The organism is Paenibacillus sp. FSL H8-0122 (genome assembly GCF_038005345.1).
GTDB lineage: Bacteria > Bacillota > Bacilli > Paenibacillales > Paenibacillaceae > Paenibacillus_AQ.
The window spans coordinates 6,537,557-6,555,160 of the sequence record NZ_JBBOTB010000001.1 but is presented as its reverse complement, the minus strand read 5'-3'; the positions used below and the strand labels follow the sequence as shown (position 1 = coordinate 6,555,160).

At 54.6% G+C, this 17,604-nt stretch carries 18 protein-coding genes; 17 read left to right on the top strand and 1 reads right to left on the bottom strand.

Annotation, left to right across the window (positions count from 1 at the left end):
• Positions 1–117 precede the first annotated feature (117 nt).
• The 7 genes from NSS64_RS27935 to NSS64_RS27905 all read left to right on the top strand — a co-directional run bounded on the left by NSS64_RS27935 (position 118) and on the right by NSS64_RS27905 (position 6,974).
• Complete coding sequence (locus NSS64_RS27935) at positions 118–1,218, top strand: PucR family transcriptional regulator (protein WP_341142275.1); 1,101 nt, start codon at positions 118–120, stop codon at positions 1,216–1,218.
• A 109-nt stretch (positions 1,219–1,327) separates the two neighbouring features.
• Entirely contained in the window at positions 1,328–2,449 is a 1,122-nt protein-coding gene (locus NSS64_RS27930) for an ABC transporter ATP-binding protein (RefSeq protein WP_036726231.1), read from the top strand.
• A 229-nt stretch (positions 2,450–2,678) separates the two neighbouring features.
• Entirely contained in the window at positions 2,679–3,617 is a 939-nt protein-coding gene (gene hprK, locus NSS64_RS27925) for an HPr(Ser) kinase/phosphatase (protein WP_036726232.1), read from the top strand.
• A gap of 12 nt (positions 3,618–3,629) precedes the next feature.
• Entirely contained in the window at positions 3,630–4,661 is a 1,032-nt protein-coding gene (gene lgt / locus NSS64_RS27920) for a prolipoprotein diacylglyceryl transferase (RefSeq protein WP_341142274.1), read from the top strand.
• Between the two features lie 8 nt (positions 4,662–4,669).
• The gene (ppaX, locus tag NSS64_RS27915) at positions 4,670–5,329 is read left to right on the top strand and encodes a pyrophosphatase PpaX (RefSeq protein ID WP_341142273.1); all 660 of its coding nucleotides are present in this window, start codon (positions 4,670–4,672) and stop codon (positions 5,327–5,329) included.
• Positions 5,326–5,817 (top strand): acyltransferase, encoded by a 492-nt coding sequence (locus tag NSS64_RS27910; RefSeq protein ID WP_340945642.1) that lies wholly within the window; start codon positions 5,326–5,328, stop codon positions 5,815–5,817. The genes ppaX and NSS64_RS27910 overlap by 4 nt, the downstream gene beginning before the upstream one ends.
• Entirely contained in the window at positions 5,817–6,974 is a 1,158-nt protein-coding gene (locus NSS64_RS27905; protein WP_341142272.1) for an acyltransferase, read from the top strand. The genes NSS64_RS27910 and NSS64_RS27905 overlap by 1 nt, the downstream gene beginning before the upstream one ends.
• A 93-nt stretch (positions 6,975–7,067) precedes the next feature.
• Here NSS64_RS27905 and gntK read toward each other — a convergent pair whose 3' ends face one another.
• On the bottom strand, positions 7,068–8,606 hold the full coding sequence (gntK, locus tag NSS64_RS27900; protein WP_445667858.1) for a gluconokinase: 1,539 nt from the start codon (positions 8,604–8,606) through the stop codon (positions 7,068–7,070).
• Positions 8,607–8,875: 269 nt separating this feature from the next.
• Between gntK and NSS64_RS27895 the strand changes: the two genes are divergently transcribed.
• The 10 genes from NSS64_RS27895 (at position 8,876) to NSS64_RS27850 (ending at position 17,496) form a co-directional block, all read left to right on the top strand.
• Positions 8,876–10,093 (top strand): ATP phosphoribosyltransferase regulatory subunit, encoded by a 1,218-nt coding sequence (locus tag NSS64_RS27895; protein ID WP_340995270.1) that lies wholly within the window; start codon positions 8,876–8,878, stop codon positions 10,091–10,093.
• Positions 10,094–10,179: 86 nt separating this feature from the next.
• Entirely contained in the window at positions 10,180–10,824 is a 645-nt protein-coding gene (gene hisG, locus NSS64_RS27890; protein ID WP_036726240.1) for an ATP phosphoribosyltransferase, read from the top strand.
• Positions 10,825–10,860: 36 nt separating this feature from the next.
• Positions 10,861–12,171, top strand: a complete 1,311-nt coding sequence (gene hisD, locus NSS64_RS27885) for a histidinol dehydrogenase (RefSeq protein WP_341142270.1) — start codon at positions 10,861–10,863, stop codon at positions 12,169–12,171.
• Complete coding sequence (gene hisB / locus NSS64_RS27880) at positions 12,158–12,769, top strand: imidazoleglycerol-phosphate dehydratase HisB (RefSeq protein WP_340995274.1); 612 nt, start codon at positions 12,158–12,160, stop codon at positions 12,767–12,769. The genes hisD and hisB overlap by 14 nt, the downstream gene beginning before the upstream one ends.
• 1 nt (position 12,770) lies before the next feature.
• Entirely contained in the window at positions 12,771–13,391 is a 621-nt protein-coding gene (gene hisH, locus NSS64_RS27875) for an imidazole glycerol phosphate synthase subunit HisH (protein ID WP_340945625.1), read from the top strand.
• 42 nt (positions 13,392–13,433) lie between these two features.
• Positions 13,434–14,183, top strand: coding sequence for a 1-(5-phosphoribosyl)-5-[(5-phosphoribosylamino)methylideneamino]imidazole-4-carboxamide isomerase (hisA, locus tag NSS64_RS27870; RefSeq protein WP_340945623.1), 750 nt, complete (start codon positions 13,434–13,436; stop codon positions 14,181–14,183).
• 25 nt (positions 14,184–14,208) lie between these two features.
• On the top strand, positions 14,209–14,967 hold the full coding sequence (gene hisF / locus NSS64_RS27865; RefSeq protein ID WP_340945622.1) for an imidazole glycerol phosphate synthase subunit HisF: 759 nt from the start codon (positions 14,209–14,211) through the stop codon (positions 14,965–14,967).
• Complete coding sequence (gene hisIE / locus NSS64_RS27860; RefSeq protein WP_341142269.1) at positions 14,964–15,683, top strand: bifunctional phosphoribosyl-AMP cyclohydrolase/phosphoribosyl-ATP diphosphatase HisIE; 720 nt, start codon at positions 14,964–14,966, stop codon at positions 15,681–15,683. Before hisF ends, hisIE begins: the two co-directional genes overlap by 4 nt.
• Before the next feature lie 14 nt (positions 15,684–15,697).
• Entirely contained in the window at positions 15,698–16,525 is an 828-nt protein-coding gene (gene hisJ / locus NSS64_RS27855) for a histidinol-phosphatase HisJ (protein WP_341142268.1), read from the top strand.
• Positions 16,526–16,548: 23 nt separating this feature from the next.
• Positions 16,549–17,496, top strand: a complete 948-nt coding sequence (locus NSS64_RS27850; RefSeq protein WP_036726251.1) for a ribose-phosphate diphosphokinase — start codon at positions 16,549–16,551, stop codon at positions 17,494–17,496.
• Positions 17,497–17,604: the final 108 nt, after the last annotated feature.

The window sequence follows — 17,604 nt, the reverse complement described above, 5'->3', positions numbered from 1 at the left end:
GGTGGCCTTTTTTGTATTTTGATACATGATACAAGTATGCTCATAAGCGCAAATTCCGCATTTTACAGCAAAATATGATAAAATAAGCGAAAAAAGCAAAAGTGGTGGAGAATGGTGATGATGGATAGTGAGGGTTTGCGTCAAAAATTGGAGCAACTCACCGGAAAGAGGACCGGAATCAAGCAGCTGGGGAGACAGCATTCCGCTTCACTTTTTGGCATAGGTACGGATAAGGATCAGGAACTGCCGGTCATTCATGAGGGTTATCTCTGGCTTCCCCTCTATGAGAATGATGGCCGTGTTACAGCAGTGTGGGTGGAGACAGAGGGGCTGTCGCCGCTGGAGCTGGAGCTGGTGAATTATGCCGGACGCAATTTTGCGGTAGCGCTGAAGGCAACCGGGTTCAAGGAAGAAGGGGAGATGGAGGCGCGGCAGCTTAGCGGCTGGCTGAATGCCCAACTGGAGCAGGAGAAGGACGATGCGGAGATCCCGGATGAAATCTCACTGAAGGGCCGGCTGTTCGGAGATATGATTCCGTTCATGCTGGTAAGCGAGAATGTTCATAATCCGCAGATGACGTATCGCTCCTTAATGAAGCTGCTGCGCAGTTATTTCGAGAATGATGTATTGCTGGTTCCCCTGCAGGATAAGGAATGGTTAATTTTAGCCCGTAAGGAACTCCTCACAGGCGGAGATGATAAAGAGGATGAGGAAGAGAGTGCTGAGGATCTGCTGTCACAGACTTCTATGGGGCTGCATGAACTGATTGCCAGTGAGTGGGTTGGCGTCTTCCATCTGGCGGTCTCTCCAGCCATTATCCCGGTTAAAGGTCTGACAGGAGCAGTCGCCTTGCTGCGGGAGACCATTATTCTTGGCCGTATCTTCCAGGTAGGCGATTATATTCATCTGCCGTGGGAGCTGCACATGGAGCGGCTGGTTAACAGTATTCCGGATGACCGGCGGAGACAGCTGCTGGGCCAGATCGGTGATTACACGGCGGTACTGGCGGATAAGGAAATGCTGCTGACGCTGGAGAGTTTTTTTGAAATGGACTGCAATGTCAGTGAAACCGCCAAGAAGCTGTACATTCACCGCAACACGCTGCTCTACAGGCTGGACAAGATCAAACAGGAGACGGGGGCCGATGTCCGCAGCTTTGGTGATGCCGCTATTGTGAAGCTTGCCATGTTATTGTATAAAGTGACGAAAAGAAAATAGGTTTTTTGTGAACCTTGCAAATAGCCATGAGGCCGGCTCTGGGGTAAGATAAGTGTACAAGAAAGCGTTTGATTTTCTAATCCAATACTAGACTCGAGGGGGAAATACAATGGCAGGCGTACGTTTAGAGCATATTTTCAAAAAATACCCGGGTTCCGATAAAGCAACAGTAATCGATATCAATCTTGATATTAAAGATAAGGAATTCCTCGTACTGGTTGGTCCTTCCGGTTGCGGTAAATCCACAACCCTGCGTATGATCGCTGGTCTGGAAGAAATCTCTGAAGGTAAAATGTACATTGGTGACCGTGTAGTGAATGACGTTGCTCCTAAAGACCGTGATATCGCGATGGTATTCCAATCCTACGCCTTGTACCCGCACATGAGTGTATATCAGAACATGGCTTTCGGTCTGAAATTGCGCAAAGTGAAGAAAGAAGAAATCGACAAGAAAGTACGCGAAGCAGCGAAAATCCTGGATATCGAGCACTTGCTGGAACGCAAACCTAAGGCACTGTCCGGTGGTCAACGTCAACGTGTCGCTCTAGGCCGCGCAATCGTCCGTGATCCACAAGTCTTCTTGATGGATGAGCCTCTTTCCAACTTGGATGCTAAGCTTCGTGGTCAAATGCGTGCTGAAATCACTAAGCTGGTGAAACGCCTTGAAACTACTTGTATCTATGTAACGCATGACCAGACAGAAGCAATGACGATGGGTGACCGAATCGTAGTTATGTACGATGGTATCATCCAGCAGGCAGCTTCCCCTGAAGAACTGTACAATGAGCCTACGAACCTGTTCGTAGCCGGATTTATCGGTTCCCCTACCATGAACTTTATCAACGGTACTCTTTCCGAAGTGAACGGCGCTGTCCGTTTCCGTGCAGAGAACCTTGATGTTGAAGTTCCAGGCGGCAAAGCTACAATCCTGCGTAACAAAGGCTTCATCGGTAAAGATGTAATCATGGGCGTTCGTCCAGAAGACATTCATGAAGAGCCAGTGTTCCTGGAAGCTTCCCCTAACACAATCTTCACTTCGATGGTTGATGTTACGGAAAACCTTGGTCATGAAATGCTCCTCTACTTGAGCGGTCTTGGCAATAACACTGTAATTGCGCGTGTAGATGGACGTTCCACTACCCGTGAAGGCAGCAAGCCTAGATTGGCCATCGACATGAACAAAGTCCACATCTTCGACAAAGAATCCGAACTTAACGTTCTGCTGGGATAAGATCTCTGCAGGGTGAACATAGTTTATAATGAAGAAAGCCGCCTGGTTAGGCGGCTTTTTCTTGTAATGATCATGGTGGAATGGAACGATAACCGCTGGGGTTAAGATTGCATTCACTGGCATAATCCATTAAGATAGCAGGAGAATTACCTGTAGCTGGAATGGATAAAGATGTAACCGGTATGCGGGGAAGCGGCATAAGCCGCGGGTGACGAAAGGACGGACATATATGGCTAAGAAGGTAAAAGTATCGGAATTGGTGCAGCATTTTCAATTAGAGGTAGTATCCGGACATGAAGGTCTGAAGAGACCGATCACAGTGGATGATTTGAACCGTCCCGGGCTGGAAATGGCCGGTTATTTCGAATATTATCCGGAAGAACGTGTGCAGCTATTAGGCAAAACAGAGCTGGCTTTCTTCTCTATGCTCTCAGAGGAAGAACGGAAAAGCCGGGTACGCGGAATCTGTAACGACAATACCCCTTGTATTGTCATTACTCGTGCGCTGGATGTACCCCAGGAGCTTGTAGACATCAGCAACGAGAAGGGACTTCCCGTGCTTCGCAGCTCGATGGCGACCACGATTTTCTCAAGCAGACTGACCAGCTTCCTTGAGGGCAGACTGGCACCGACAGCAACAATTCACGGTGTTCTCTGTGATGTATATGGGGTAGGGATGCTGATTACAGGCACCAGCGGCATTGGTAAAAGTGAAACGGCACTGGAACTCGTTAAACGCGGTCATCGCCTGATTGCCGATGATGCGGTGGAGATCCGTCAGACCTCGGATAATCAGCTTCATGGTACCGCACCGGAATTAATCCGTCACCTGCTGGAGATCCGCGGTGTCGGGATTATTAATGTTATGACGCTCTTTGGGGCAGGCGCTATCCGTAATCACAAGCGGATTACCCTGGTGGTCAGACTGGAAGCCTGGCAGCAGGACAAGCAGTATGACCGTCTGGGACTGGATGAGGAGACGACACGGATTATTGATACCGATGTGCCGCTGGTTACCATCCCTGTCCGTCCGGGACGTAACCTCGCTGTCATTATCGAGGTGGCTGCGATGAATTACCGGCTCAAGCAAATGGGCTTCAATGCCGCGCTGCAATTTACGAATAAACTTACCGCCACCATCTCAGAAGATATGGATGATCTCGATTAGGAGTGTGAGAGCATGTTTTATTCACTAGCGATTGACCCGATTGTCTTCTCGATTGGATCACTGCCAGTGCACTGGTATGGCCTGATTCTGGGTCTTGGTGCGCTTATCGGGCTATTCCTATGTATTCAAGAAGGCAAACGCTTCAACATTCCTCAGGAGTTCTTCATGGATATGTTGCTGTTGGGCTTGCCATCGGCTATTATTGGCGCGCGGCTATACTTCGTAGCCTTCAAGTGGGAAGACTATAAGGATAACCTGCTCGATATCTTCAAGGTCTGGAATGGCGGTATTGCGATTTATGGCGCCCTGATCGGCGCGATTATCTGCGGGATTATTTATTTCCGCTATAAAGGCTATCCGTTCTGGCGCATCGTGGATATCTGTGCTCCCGGACTGCTTGCCGGCCAGATGATCGGCCGTTGGGGTAATTTCATCAACCAGGAAGCCTATGGCGGCGTGGTTGAGGAATCGTTCCTGCGGGATAAGCTGCATTTGCCGGATTTTATCGTTAATCAAATGTACATAGGGGATGCTTTTCACCATCCGACCTTCCTGTACGAATCACTCTGGAGTCTGCTGGGTATTCTGCTCCTCATGGTGCTGCGCCGCCAGAAGTTCGTACGTGCCGGAGAAATCTTCATGTCCTACTTCATCTGGTACTCCATCGGCCGCTTCTTCATTGAAGCTCTGCGTACGGACAGTCTTGCCTTTGACGGCAGCAGCGGTGTGGCAGCCTTCATTAACGGGCTGTGGAGCCCGATGAAGTGGATGGGCTTTGAGCAAGGCTATCTTGACCCGGCTTACGGGAATATCCGTATCTCTCAGCTGCTCGCGCTGCTCATTATTGTTGCCGCCATTGTACTGATTATTGTACGGCGGGTTAGCGGACAGCCGAAGGCACATTACCTGGACCCGATCATCAGCACCAAACCGGCAGCGGCGGATGCTGTAGTTCCAGAGAGTGCCGCTAATACGCCTCAGAAGCCTGCTCAGCCTGTTCAACCGCTGGAAGATCCCTCTGAAGATAAGGAAACAAAGGAGTAATACAATCAATGATAGAATGCGTGTTATTTGATCTGGACGGAACGATTGTGAATACAAATGAGCTGATCATTAATTCGTTCATGCATGCGCTGAAGGAGAATAATCTGCCGGCTCTGACCCGGGAACAGATCATTCCTTTGATGGGAACTACACTTCAGCAGCAGCTAGGCGCATTCTCCGGCCTGGAGCCGAAGGATATAGGGGTGCTGGAACGGTCCTACCGTTCGTACAATAATGCGCATCACGATGAGCTGGTCCGCGCTTTTCCCCATGTGAATGAGACGATGGAGGAGCTGCAGCGCCGGGGAATCAAGCTTGGGGTGGTGACCACGAAGATCCGGCCAACCACGCTCAAGGCACTGGAGATGTTCGATCTGCTGAAATATATGGAGACGATTGTTACGGTGAATGATGTGACTCATCCGAAGCCGCATCCGGAGCCGGTGCTCACGGCAGCTGCCAATCTGGGTGTTGATCCAGCCAAGACACTGATGGTTGGCGACAGTGCTGTCGATATTCAGTCTGCGAAGGCAGCAGGGGTTCGTGTAGCCGCTGTGGCCTGGTCGCTTAAGGGTGAGGCTGTGCTGCGCACCTATGAACCGGATTACATCATCCAGGAGATGAAGGATTTGTACTCTATTGTGGAGCAGGAGACTATGCAGCCGTGAGAAAGATAACCCGTTATCCCGTGGAGGGGCATAATTCGCTCTGGCATATATACCGCACGGTCAGCCCGTGGAAAGGTGTGCGCAATTTTATTTTTATCCAGATTGCCCGCTATTGCCCGATTCTGCCGCTCAAGAACTGGATTTACCGCCGGGTGCTCGGGATGAAGGTAGGCAAGCATACTGCGTTTGGACTTATGGCGATGGTGGATGTTTTTTTTCCGGAGAAGATCTCTATTGGGGAGAACACGGTTATCGGCTATAACACTACGATCCTGGCTCATGAGTATCTCATCAAGGAGTACCGGCTGGGTGAGGTTATGATCGGTGAGAATGTAATGATTGGGGCTAACACGACTATTCTCCCTGGGGTTACGATTGGGGATGGGGCTACGGTTGCGGCGGGATCGGTGGTTCACAAAGATGTTGCTGCCGGTTCGTTCGTCGGGGGGAATCCGCTCCGTGAGCTGCGTAAACAGGAGGAATCATAATGGCTCAAAAGGAAAGAATACCACAGCTTGATATTTTTCGGGCAATCGCTATTTTTGCGGTGATCGCCATTCATGCCACTTCACGCACGTTGGCTGAGACACTGGGCACGTCCATGTTCCCTCCGTTTCTGTTTATTAACAAGTTCAGCCAGTTTGCGGTGCCTTCCTTTATATTCTTAAGCGGGTTCGTCCTGTTCTACAATTATATTGACCGTCCGCTGGGCGGGAAGGTACTGGCCAAATTCTACAGCCGCAGGCTGATCTATATTATTGTGCCTTATCTTGTGTTTACGGTGCTGTATTTTGGACTGAAAATGACGGCCGGTCATACCTGGGGGATGCCTCTTCAGGAGATGGGCGGGAAGTTCTTCAAGTATCTATGGACGGGTACGGCGTATACACATCTCTACTATATCATCATCATTATCCAGTTCTATCTGCTGTTCCCGTTGATACTCTGGTGTCTGCAAAAAGTCCGGCATCTCGCGGCATGGGCACCGGTGATCGGGCTTGCTCTACAGTGGGGCTTCGTGCTGCTTAACAAATATATGGTGAACCACGGGTACTGGAAGCTGTCCAAGGGTAGTCTGGCCATTACGTATTTCTCATATTTCCTGCTAGGTGCGGCGATTGCCATCTACTACAGCTCGTTGAAAAAGTGGCTCGTTCCCTCCCGCGAAGGCTGGCGCTCCGGTAAAGGCACGGGCTGGGTGGTACTGTGGCTGTTATGGGCCGCTGCAGGGATTGGGCACGTAATATTGTGGTATAACAACTATACGAAAAAAACAGTGATCAACAGTCTGTGGTATGAAGGCTTCTCGAACCTGCATGCCTTGCTCTCTTGTCTGGTACTGTTCCAGCTGTCCTTCCTGCTGTACGGGGCAGGACGAAGCGTGCTGAGCAGACTGCTGCTCTCGGCCGGGGCATGCTCCTTCGGTATCTATCTGCTCCATCCGCTGCTGCTGTTCATGTACCGGAAGCTGCCGTTCCACGGCGGATCGCTGGCCTATACGGCAGCAATAGCGGGCGGCTGGCTGGTGGCCCTCCTGGGCTCCTGGCTGGTGGTTGCGCTTGCCTTCCGTTATGTGAAGCCAGCCTGGATGGTGTTCGGCTCTGCACCGCAGAAGCCGGCAGCAGCGCCAAAGGCGACAGTGTAGACTTAGGCTAAGTATAATATATTGAAAGCGCCGGCTGGCCGCATCTGCGGCTGTCCGGCGCTTTGCTGTAAGCAGGCGGTTCTGGAAAGCACGTTAGCCGGGCTGTTCCCCCGCCTGCTCGCGCTGGAAGTCGGCGATAGCCTGATATTGATCCTCCAGACTGCGGGATACCGAGATGAAGATGGGCAGCAGCTGTTTGTAGGCTTTGGCGTGGGCAGTAACCGGCTCATGCCGGTGAGTGGAGCCAATCATGCTGAAGACAGCATCCAAGGAATCGATCCGGCGGATGGCGTATAATCCCAGTACGACTGCGCCGAGGCAAGAGCTCTCGAAGCTCTCAGGGACGACTACCTCCTGATCGAAAATATCCGCCATCATCTGCCGCCATAGCTCCGAGCGGGCGAAGCCGCCGGTAGCCAGGATTCTAACGGGCTCGCCGATACATTCCTCCATGGCCAGCAATACGGTATACATATTGAAGATGACACCTTCCAGCACCGCACGGATCATATGCTCCTTACGGTGATTCATGCTTAGCCCGAAGAAGGAGCCGCGGGCATCGGGATTCCACAGCGGTGCACGTTCTCCGGTCAGATACGGATGGAAGAGCAGTCCGTTACTGCCGGGCGGCACCTGCTCGGCGATCCGGGTTAATACTTCGTAGGGATCAATGCCCAGGCGCTTCGCGGTCTCCACTTCAGATGCGGCGAACTCATCACGCACCCAGCGGAAGAGCATCCCGCCATTATTCACGGGGCCGCCAATCACCCAATGCTTGTCTGTCAGGGCGTAGCAGAAGATCCGTCCTTTGGGATCGGTAAGCGGATGGTCAACTACAGTACGTATGGCACCGCTTGTGCCTATCGTTGCAGCGATTACCCCCGGCTCCAAGGCCCCTACGCCCAGATTGGACAGAACGCCGTCACTGGCACCCACTACAAACGGAGTGTCTGTGAGCAGACCGAGCTTTCCGGTAAGCTCCGGAAGCAGTCCCTGCAGGATATGGGTGGTGGGGACCAGACGGGATAGCCGCTCTGGAGTAACACCGGCAATCTGGAGCGCCTCCTCGTCCCAGTCGAGCTTCTCCAGATTGAACATGCCGGTGGCAGAGGCGATGGAATGGTCAATCACATATTCTCCGAACAACCGGAAGAAGATATATTCTTTGATGGAGATGAATTTGTAGGTCTGCCGGAACAGCTCGGGCTGCTCTTCGCCCAGCCACATCAGCTTGGTGATTGGAGACATAGGGTGTATAGGCGTTCCTGTCCGCAGATACAGCTCATGTCCATTCAATTCATCCTTCAACCGCCGGGCATAGCGGCTGCTCCGGTTATCAGCCCAGGTGATACAGGCGGTGAGCGGCTTACCCGCAGGGTCTACAGCGATGACGCTATGCATAGCGGAGCTGAAGGAGACCAGCAGAATGGCTTCAGGGGTTGCAAGGCTCTCCTGCATGACCGATGCTATGGTATGAATTACGGCTTCCAGAATCTGCTCCGGGTCCTGTTCTGCGACAGAGGGGGAGGGCTGATGCAGCGGATAGCCCTGATTGCTCTGAGCGACAATTGTTCCGTTCTCCTCAAAGAGGACAGCCTTCGTGCTGGTGGTTCCAATATCAACGCCAATCATATAGGATGTACTCAAGCCGTCAGTCCTTCTTTCTGCTTCTGAATTAGATACCGGGAATACTTAATGGAGGAAATAAAGTACAATCATATTAACTTATTATATTCGCCGCTTATCCCGGTGGCAAAAGGAACTCTGTAATTCAAGCGAATTGTTGACGCAAAAGGATGGTCCGTGATACGATATTGCCACTACTTTACTTTGCTACCACTTTACCATGATAAAGTATTTGATGATACCCTTTAACATATCCGATGAGGTGAACAATGAAGATGGCCAAACCAAAGGGATTTGAAAAGCCTGCCGGCGTAAGAGATTATCTCCCGCGTGCGGTAACGAAGCTGCGCAAGATCGAGAAGGATGTACTTCACTGTATGAGCCGCTGGGGCTACCGGCAGATGATTACGCCTACTCTTGAATATTACGATACGGTCGGTGTAGCCAGCTCTACATCGGATCAGAAGCTGTATAAATTGCTGAACAACCGTGGGCAGGCGCTGGTACTGCGTTCAGAAATGACGGCACCTGTAGCCCGTGTGGTCTCCTCTCTATTGAAGGATGAGCCGCTGCCGCTGCGATTGTCCTACCATGCCAACGTCTTCCGGGCCATTGAAGAAGAGGCCGGGCGGGAGGCAGAATTCTTTCAGACCGGTGTAGAGCTTGTCGGTGACGATTCGCCGGAGGCTGACGCGGAGGTAGTCGCGCTGGCAATTGCTTCACTGCAGGCGGCGGGCGTAAAGTCTTTTAAAATAGCAATTGGACATGTGGGCTTCCTCGACGGTCTCTTTCAGGAGGCGGTCTCCGGCCTGCCCCAGGCTCAGGAGGAGCTGAAGAGCCATCTGCTCAGCCGCGATTATGTAGCCTTCCGCGAGACGCTGCGGCGTCTTGAGCTGTCTGCTGCCCAGAAGCAGGAGCTGGACGGACTGCTGCGGCTGCGCGGCGGGAAGGAGATCTGCGGTCAGGCGCTGGAGCTGAGCAACCATCCGGTGGCGCGCGCATCGATCGAGCATCTGTGCAAGGTATGGGAGGTGCTGGTTGCTTACGGTGTCTCGGAGCATGTGCTGATTGATCTGACGATGATCGGTGATTTCTCATACTATACAGGCATGACCTTCGAGGGATATGCTTCTGAGCTGGGCTTCCCGGTATGCAGCGGCGGCCGGTATGACAACCTGCTGCAGCAATTCGGGCGTCCGATTCCCTCCACCGGCTTCTCCCTGAAGACCAACCGTATTCTGGATGGAGTCTCCGGGCTGCTGGAAGAGGAAGAGCTGCCGATTCTGGTCCAGTACGATGCACTGCGGCGCCAGGAGGGTCTTGCTGAGGCTGCGAGGCTGCGCTCGGAAGGGCATGCTGTGGTTACACGGCTGGCAACCGGCCCGGAGGAGCTGAAGACCGTGAAGCGGCTGGATGCGGATACTATTCAGGCAGAGGGCGAGCTGTACGGCGAGATATACACGTTCGTGTCTTTTGTCAGCGAGCATGGGTGAGCGGAGCAAGATTAAGAAATGGAACCATGATGTCATATAGATGCAGATGTTAAAGAAGCGGAAACACGAAACGGGGGCGGGTATTGATGGCACAGATTCTTAAGGTAGCCATGCCGAAAGGCCGGATTTACAATAAAGCGGCAGAGCTGTTCCGCCAGGCGGGACTGCCGATTCCTCCCGATGGAGAAGAGTCGCGCAAGCTGGTGATTTCCTTGCCGGAGGCCGGAATGGAGTTCATTCTGGCCAAGCCGGTGGATGTGCCCACTTATGTAGAGTATGGAGTGGCGGATATCGGCATTGTCGGCAAAGATGTATTGCTGGAGGAGAGCCGCGATGTGTACGAGCTGCTGGATCTCGGGATCGCCCGCTGCCGGATGTCGATTATCGGGCTTCCGAACTGGCAGCCGGGCATTCAGCAGCGGGTAGCTACCAAGTACCCGAACGTGGCTTCACGGTATTTCCGTGAGCAAGGCCAGCAGGTGGAGGTGGTGAAGCTGAACGGCTCCATCGAGCTGGCACCGCTGATCGGGCTGGCTGACCGGATTGTGGATATGGTAGAAACCGGCCAGACGCTGAAGGATAACGGTCTGGTGGAGATGACGAGCATCTTCGAGATTACCAGCCGCCTGGTGGCGAACCGGGTAAGCTACCGGATGAAGAATGAGGAGATTCAGCAGCTGTGCGACCGGCTGCAGGCTGTTATTGCAGAACCGGGGTTGCAGGTAAAATAATATAAGCAAAACTATAAGCTCAAGGGGGAAGCGGCGGTGAAGATCCAGTCCAGTAAGGAATTTAAACTGCAGCGTGAGGTGGAATACGGCACGCCGGAGCAGAACAAGGCCGTACGTGAAATCGTGGCCGGTATCAAGCGGGAAGGCGACGCGGCGCTGCTCCGTTATACGGAGCGCTTTGACGGCGCTGTACTGACGCCAGCGCAGCTGCGCGTAACGCCGGAGGAGCTTGAGGCCGCCTACGGCCGGGTAGAGGAGTCCTTCGTGGCGGCGATCCGCGCAGCAGCCGTGAACATCCGTGCGTTCCATGCGCGGCAGAAACGCAATTCCTGGATGGATCTGCAGCCGGACGGCACGATCCTCGGCCAGATCATCCGCCCGCTGAAGCGCGTGGGCGTCTATGTTCCCGGCGGCAAGGCGGCCTACCCGTCCTCGGTGCTGATGAACGTGATTCCGGCACAGATCGCCGGGGTGCCGGAGATCGTGATGGTGACGCCGCCTTCGACGGGCGGCTCTGAAGGCATTGATCCCTATATTCTCGTGGCCGCCGCTGAAGCGGGCGTACACGAGATCTACCGCGTAGGCGGCGCGCAGGCTATCGCCGCCCTCGCCTTCGGCACGGAATCAATCGTGCCGGTCGACAAGATCTGCGGGCCAGGGAACATCTACGTGGCCCTGGCCAAGCGCGAGGTCTACGGCGCTGTCGACATCGACAGCATCGCCGGACCGAGCGAGATCGTCGTGCTCGCCGACGATACCGCCGAGGCCGCCTACATCGCGGCCGACCTGCTCTCGCAGGCCGAGCACGACGAGATGGCGTCGGCGATCCTCGTGACGCCGTCGCAGCGTCTCGCGGAGGCGGTGGCTGCCGAGGTCGAGCGGCAGCTGCAGGCCTTGCCGCGCGAGCAAATCGCGCGGGCCTCGGTAGAGAACTACGGCGCGATTATCGTCGTAGACTCGCTTGAGGAGGGCATCTCCGTAGTGAACCGGCTGGCGCCGGAGCATCTGGAGATTGTGGTGAACGACCCGATGGGGCTGACCGGCGCAATTGAGAACGCCGGGGCGATCTTCCTCGGGCCGTACAGCTCAGAGCCGGTAGGCGACTACTTCGCCGGACCGAACCATATTATACCGACGAATGGCACAGCGCGGTTCTCCTCGCCTGTAGATGTGGATGACTTCATCAAGAAGTCCAGCCTGATCTATTACAGCAAGGAAGCGCTGATGCGGGACGGGGCGGCGATTATGGAGCTTGCCCGGCGCGAGGGGCTGGAAGGCCATGCACGCGCCATCGAAATCCGGCTTACGAACGAAGCGAAAGGTGGAGACACAAATGGAGAACAATAACAACGAACTGGCGCTACGTAAGGCCGGACTTAGCCGTACAACCAATGAAACGGACATCAAGCTAACCTTTGCCGTAGACGGCAGCGGGGTTTCGGAACTGGAGACCGATGTGCCTTTCTTGAATCATATGCTGGACTTGTTCACGAAGCATGGACAGTTTGACCTGAACGTGCAGGCACGGGGCGACATTGATATTGATGACCATCACACGGTAGAGGACATCGGCATCTGTCTGGGACAGGCTCTGCGCGAAGCGCTGGGCGACAAAAAAGGGATCAAGCGGTACGCCAGTGTCTTCGTCCCTATGGACGAAGCGCTGGCTCAGGTAGTGATTGATATCAGCAACCGTCCGCATTTTGAATACCGGGCGGAGTATCCTTCCCAGCAGGTGGGCAGCTTCTCTACGGAGCTCGTTCATGAATTCCTCTGGAAATTCGCGCTGGAAGCCAGAATTACGCTGCATGTCATCGTACATTACGGCTCCAACACCCACCATATGATAGAAGCAGTATTCAAGGCATTGGGACGGGCACTGGACGAAGCGACTATCGTAGATCCGCGTGTGAAGGGCGTACCTTCGACGAAGGGAGTGCTGTAGCATGGCCGTTGCAATCGTCGATTATGGCATGGGCAACCTGCACAGTGTCAGTAAGGCGGTAGAGCGGCTGGGGTATACGAGTCTTGTAACCTCGGATGCCGCCGAGATTCTGGCGGCAGACAGTGTCATTCTGCCGGGTGTCGGTGCCTTTGGCGATGCGATGGAACACCTCCGCGAGAGCGGAATGGATGTGGTAGTCCGGGCCGCAGCAGAAGCGGGACAGCCTGTGCTGGGCATCTGCCTCGGGATGCAGCTGCTGTTCAGCAGCAGCGAGGAGCATGGCGAGCATCAGGGGCTGGAGCTTCTGCCCGGCGCAGTGGTGCGCTTCGCCCCCCGGGACGGCTACAAGGTGCCGCATATGGGCTGGAACAAGCTGAGCTTCCGCCAGCCGGAGAGTCCGCTGCTAACCGGTCTGACGGAGGGCCATGTGTACTTCGTGCACTCCTATCATGCACTCGCGGCGGACAGCGAGCTGCTGGCCGTCACAGACTATGGACATCCGGTAACGGCTATTGTGGGCCGCGGCAATGTCTACGGTATGCAGTTCCACCCGGAGAAGAGCGGGGAGCTTGGCATCAAGCTGCTGGGTAATTTCCTGAGACTCCAGGCACAGCAGGCTTAGCCTGCCTGAATCACTAATTTGCAATGAAAGCGGGGAGTATTCATGTCTTCTTTTATCCTATATCCGGCGATTGATATCCGGGACGGCAAGTGTGTCCGGCTGCAGCAGGGTGATTATGCCCAAGAGACGATCTATAACGACAGTCCGGTAGAGGTAGCTAAGTCATGGGAAGAGCAGGGCGGGCAGTATATCCATCTGGTGGATCTGGACGGAGCCAAAGCAGGCTGCCCCGTGAATGATGCCATCATTGGAGCCATTGCGAAGCATGCGAATGTTCCTGTACAGGTCGGCGGGGGTCTCCGTACTCTTGCCGATGTCGAGAAGCTGCTGGGCCTTGGCGTCAGCCGGGTGATTATCGGAACGGCGGCCATTAATGATCAGGCTTTTACAGAAGCAGTTCTTGCCAAATACGGCGACAAAGTTGCCATCGGCATCGATGCCCGCAACGGCTATGTGGCTACGCACGGCTGGCTCAATACGTCTGAGGTCCGCGCGGAAGATCTGGCTAGAGAGCTGGCCGCCAAAGGTGCCGAGACCTTCATCTATACCGATATCTCCCGTGACGGGATGATGCAGGGGCCGAACGTGGAAGGCATTCTGTCTATGGCCAAGGCAAGCGGCCGCAGCGTAATCGCCTCCGGCGGAGTGACCAGCCTTAATGATCTGCAGCGCCTGAACGTACATAGCGGCAGCGGAATCGGCGGGGCGATTGTGGGCAAGGCGCTGTATACCGGCAATATTGATCTGGCTGAAGCGCTGCAGGCCCTGGGCCAGTCCTCCGGATTGCGGTAAGTCTATACTAGGGAGGGGTCTTGGAATGTTGGCGAAACGGATTATTCCCTGTCTGGATGTGAAGGACGGGCGTGTGGTAAAAGGCGTGAATTTTGTGAATCTGCGCGATGCCGGAGATCCGGTGGAGCTTGCGGCGCTGTACGACCGCGAGGGCGCGGATGAGCTGGTATTCCTGGATATTTCCGCTTCTGTGGAAGGCAGGGCGACCATGATTGAAGTGGTGCGGCAGACGGCAGGTGAGATTGCCATTCCCTTCACGGTGGGCGGGGGCATCTCGACCCCGGAGGATATGAAGCGGATTCTGCGTGCCGGAGCGGACAAGATCGGCATTAATACGGCCGCTGTCAATAATCCCCGGCTGATTCTGGAAGGGGCCCGTCACTTCGGCTCGCAGTGCATTGTAGTGGCGATGGATGCCAAATATAATGAGGCTTGGGGCGAATGGGAAGTGTATACGCACGGCGGACGTACGCCCACGGGCATCCGGGCCTTGAACTGGGCCAAGGAAGCTGAGCGGCTGGGGGCCGGCGAGATTCTGCTTACAAGTATGGACGCAGACGGGACCAAGGACGGCTTCGACCTGAAGCTGACGGCGGCAGTCAGTGATCTGCTGAGTATTCCAGTGATTGCTTCCGGCGGGGCCGGGAGAATTGAACATTTCTATGATGTATTTACGGAAGGCCGGGCAGATGCCGGACTTGCGGCAACCATTTTTCACTATAAAGAGATTGCTATTCATGATCTGAAGGCTGATCTGAAGCAAAGAGGAGTAGAGATCCGATGAGCGAGGATAAAAAGACTATTGCACAGAGCCAGCAAGAGGCAGTGTCCGGCATCCGCTGGAATGAATCAGGCCTGCTGCCTGCTGTCATTCAGGATGCGCGCACCCTGGAGGTATTAATGTTCGCCTATATGAATCCTGAGTCGCTGCAGCGCTCCCTTGCGAGCGGCCAGACCTGGTTCTGGAGCCGTTCACGCAGCGAGCTGTGGCATAAGGGGGGGACGTCCGGCAATACGCAGGCGATCACCTCGATCCATTACGATTGTGACAGCGATACGCTGCTGGTGAAGGTAGTGCCGGAGGGACCGGCCTGCCATACCGGGGAGAACAGCTGCTTCTTCCGCGAGGTTCCGCTCGATTCACCTGCAAACGTAACTGACACTGCCGGGGCTGCCGTGAACGCTGCTGGAGCAGAGAGCGGCCGGTTTGCAGTACTTGGGGAGCTGGAGCGTGTGATTGCCGAGCGTGAGGTGAACCGTCCTGAGGGGGCTTATACGACCTATCTGTTCGACAAGGGCGTGGACAAGATCCTGAAGAAGGTCGGTGAGGAAGCCTCCGAGACGATCATTGCCGCCAAAAACAAGGATAATGCCGAGCTGCGCCTGGAGGTCAGCGATCTGATCTATCACCTGCTGGTGCTGCTGCAGGAGCGCAAGCTTCCGCTGGATGAGATTCTGGAAGAGCTGAGCGCCCGCCATGAACGGCCTCGCCGCGATTAGGAGGAACTTTCAGCATGCACATCGATTATCATACCCATCATGAACGCTGCGGTCATGCGGTCGGGAAGCTGGAGGAGTATGTGCAGCGGGGCATCGCTCTGGGGCTTGAGCAGCTCGGGCTGTCGGATCATCTGCCGCTTATCCATGTCGATCCGGACCACTATTATCCCGAGATGGCTATGCCTCTTGCGGAGCTTCCGCGATATGTGGAGGAATGCCTTACACTGAAGGAGCGCTACCGTGGCACGATTGAGCTGCGGGTGGGGCTGGAGGCGGATTATATTGAGGGATATGAGGAACAGATCCGCGAGCTTTTGGCACCCTATCCGTGGGATTATCTGATTGGCTCGGTGCATTTCCTGGGAGAATGGGATATTACCGACCACAGGCAGACCCATGGCTGGGAAGGCCAGGATGTAATGGCGGTATACCGCCGCTATTATGATGCTGTACAGAAGTCGGCGTTATCGGGATTATATGATATTATAGGACATATGGACGTCATCAAAAGGTTCGGTTACGGACCCCGGACGCCGGAGGACCTGGCGGAGGCCAGAGCGCTTGAGCTGGATACGCTGAAGGTCATCGCCCGCAGCGGAACCGCCATGGAGCTGAATGCTTCCGGGCTGACCAAGCCGTGCGCCGAGATGTTTCCGGCAGAGCATGTGCTTGTCCAGGCGCTTGCGCTAGGCATTCCGCTCACGGTTGGCTCTGATGCGCATGATCCCATGAAGCTGGGAGACGGCTTAACTGAGGCCCGGGACATGCTCTGGCGCACCGGCTTCCGCGAACTGGCCGTCTTTGAAGGACGCCGCCGTACATCCGTTCCGTTCAATATATAAATTTATAATCCCAGGAGGGTACTATGCATCATCAATTACGGATTTTTTCCGGTTCGTCGAATCCGAAGCTTGCCGCTGATATTGCGGAGCGCCTTGGTGCGCCGCTTGGCCAGATCAAGCTGACCCGTTTCAAAAGCGGCGAGATTTATGTGCATTATGAAGAGAGCATCCGGAACTGCGACGTATTTTTGGTGCAATCCCTGGCTCATCCGATTAACGAGCTGTTTGTAGAGCTGCTGGTCATGATTGATGCCGCCAAGCGCGCATCGGCCAGAACGGTGAATATTATCGTTCCCTATTACGGGTACGCCCGGCAGGAGCGTAAGTCCGCACCACGTGAGCCGATCTCGGCCAAAATGGTCGCCGATGTGCTGACCACCGCCGGCGCAACGCGCGTCATTACGATTGATCTGCATGCTGCAGCCATACAGGGATTCTTCAATATTCCGGTGGATCATCTGACTGCGCTTGATCTGATCAGCGGTTATCTGAAGGTGAAGGGGCTTACCGATCTGGTCGTGGTCTCCCCGGATGCGGGACGCGCGTCTATGGCGGAGAAGCTGGCCAGCCGGCTGGATTCGCCGTTCGCCATCATGATCAAGAAGCGTCCGGCGCATAATGAATCGGTGATTACGCATGTCATTGGTGATGTGGAAGGCAGGACGCCGATCATTATAGAGGATCTTATTGATACCGGAACGACTATCGTCAATGTGGTGGAGGGCCTGAAGGAGCGGGGCGCCCGGAACAGCATCGTCTGTGCTACGCACGGACTGTTCTCCGGGGATGCGCTTGAGCGGATGGATCATCCCAATATCGACGAGATTGTCATTACCGATTCGATTGCCCTGCCGGACGAGCATTCCAGCAGATTCGCAGTGCTCTCGGTAGCTCCCATGCTGGCTGAGGCCACGCGTATTATCATCGAGGGCGGTTCCATAGATAAGCTGTTCAGAGACGCGGGGATTTAACTCCCGCGTCTTTTTTATTGTGAATGAGGCACAAGATAACCTATCCTTCTATTTCTCGCTGAAACGGGTGCCGTCCCTGAAAGGACGGCAAAGCCGTTTCCACTTGAG

What these genes read in the sequence shown, in the direction of transcription:
- NSS64_RS27935 (WP_341142275.1), top strand. Translation starts at nt 118, where the DNA reads ATGATGGATAGTGAGGGTTTGCGTCAAAAATTGGAGCAACTCACCGGA.
- NSS64_RS27930 (WP_036726231.1), top strand. Translation starts at nt 1,328, where the DNA reads ATGGCAGGCGTACGTTTAGAGCATATTTTCAAAAAATACCCGGGTTCC.
- hprK (WP_036726232.1), top strand. Translation starts at nt 2,679, where the DNA reads ATGGCTAAGAAGGTAAAAGTATCGGAATTGGTGCAGCATTTTCAATTA.
- lgt (WP_341142274.1), top strand. Translation starts at nt 3,630, where the DNA reads ATGTTTTATTCACTAGCGATTGACCCGATTGTCTTCTCGATTGGATCA.
- ppaX (WP_341142273.1), top strand. Translation starts at nt 4,670, where the DNA reads ATGATAGAATGCGTGTTATTTGATCTGGACGGAACGATTGTGAATACA.
- NSS64_RS27905 (WP_341142272.1), top strand. Translation starts at nt 5,817, where the DNA reads ATGGCTCAAAAGGAAAGAATACCACAGCTTGATATTTTTCGGGCAATC.
- gntK (WP_445667858.1), bottom strand. Translation starts at nt 8,606, where the DNA reads ATGATTGGCGTTGATATTGGAACCACCAGCACGAAGGCTGTCCTCTTT.
- NSS64_RS27895 (WP_340995270.1), top strand. Translation starts at nt 8,876, where the DNA reads ATGGCCAAACCAAAGGGATTTGAAAAGCCTGCCGGCGTAAGAGATTAT.
- hisG (WP_036726240.1), top strand. Translation starts at nt 10,180, where the DNA reads ATGGCACAGATTCTTAAGGTAGCCATGCCGAAAGGCCGGATTTACAAT.
- hisB (WP_340995274.1), top strand. Translation starts at nt 12,158, where the DNA reads ATGGAGAACAATAACAACGAACTGGCGCTACGTAAGGCCGGACTTAGC.
- hisH (WP_340945625.1), top strand. Translation starts at nt 12,771, where the DNA reads ATGGCCGTTGCAATCGTCGATTATGGCATGGGCAACCTGCACAGTGTC.
- hisA (WP_340945623.1), top strand. Translation starts at nt 13,434, where the DNA reads ATGTCTTCTTTTATCCTATATCCGGCGATTGATATCCGGGACGGCAAG.
- hisF (WP_340945622.1), top strand. Translation starts at nt 14,209, where the DNA reads ATGTTGGCGAAACGGATTATTCCCTGTCTGGATGTGAAGGACGGGCGT.
- hisIE (WP_341142269.1), top strand. Translation starts at nt 14,964, where the DNA reads ATGAGCGAGGATAAAAAGACTATTGCACAGAGCCAGCAAGAGGCAGTG.
- hisJ (WP_341142268.1), top strand. Translation starts at nt 15,698, where the DNA reads ATGCACATCGATTATCATACCCATCATGAACGCTGCGGTCATGCGGTC.
- NSS64_RS27850 (WP_036726251.1), top strand. Translation starts at nt 16,549, where the DNA reads ATGCATCATCAATTACGGATTTTTTCCGGTTCGTCGAATCCGAAGCTT.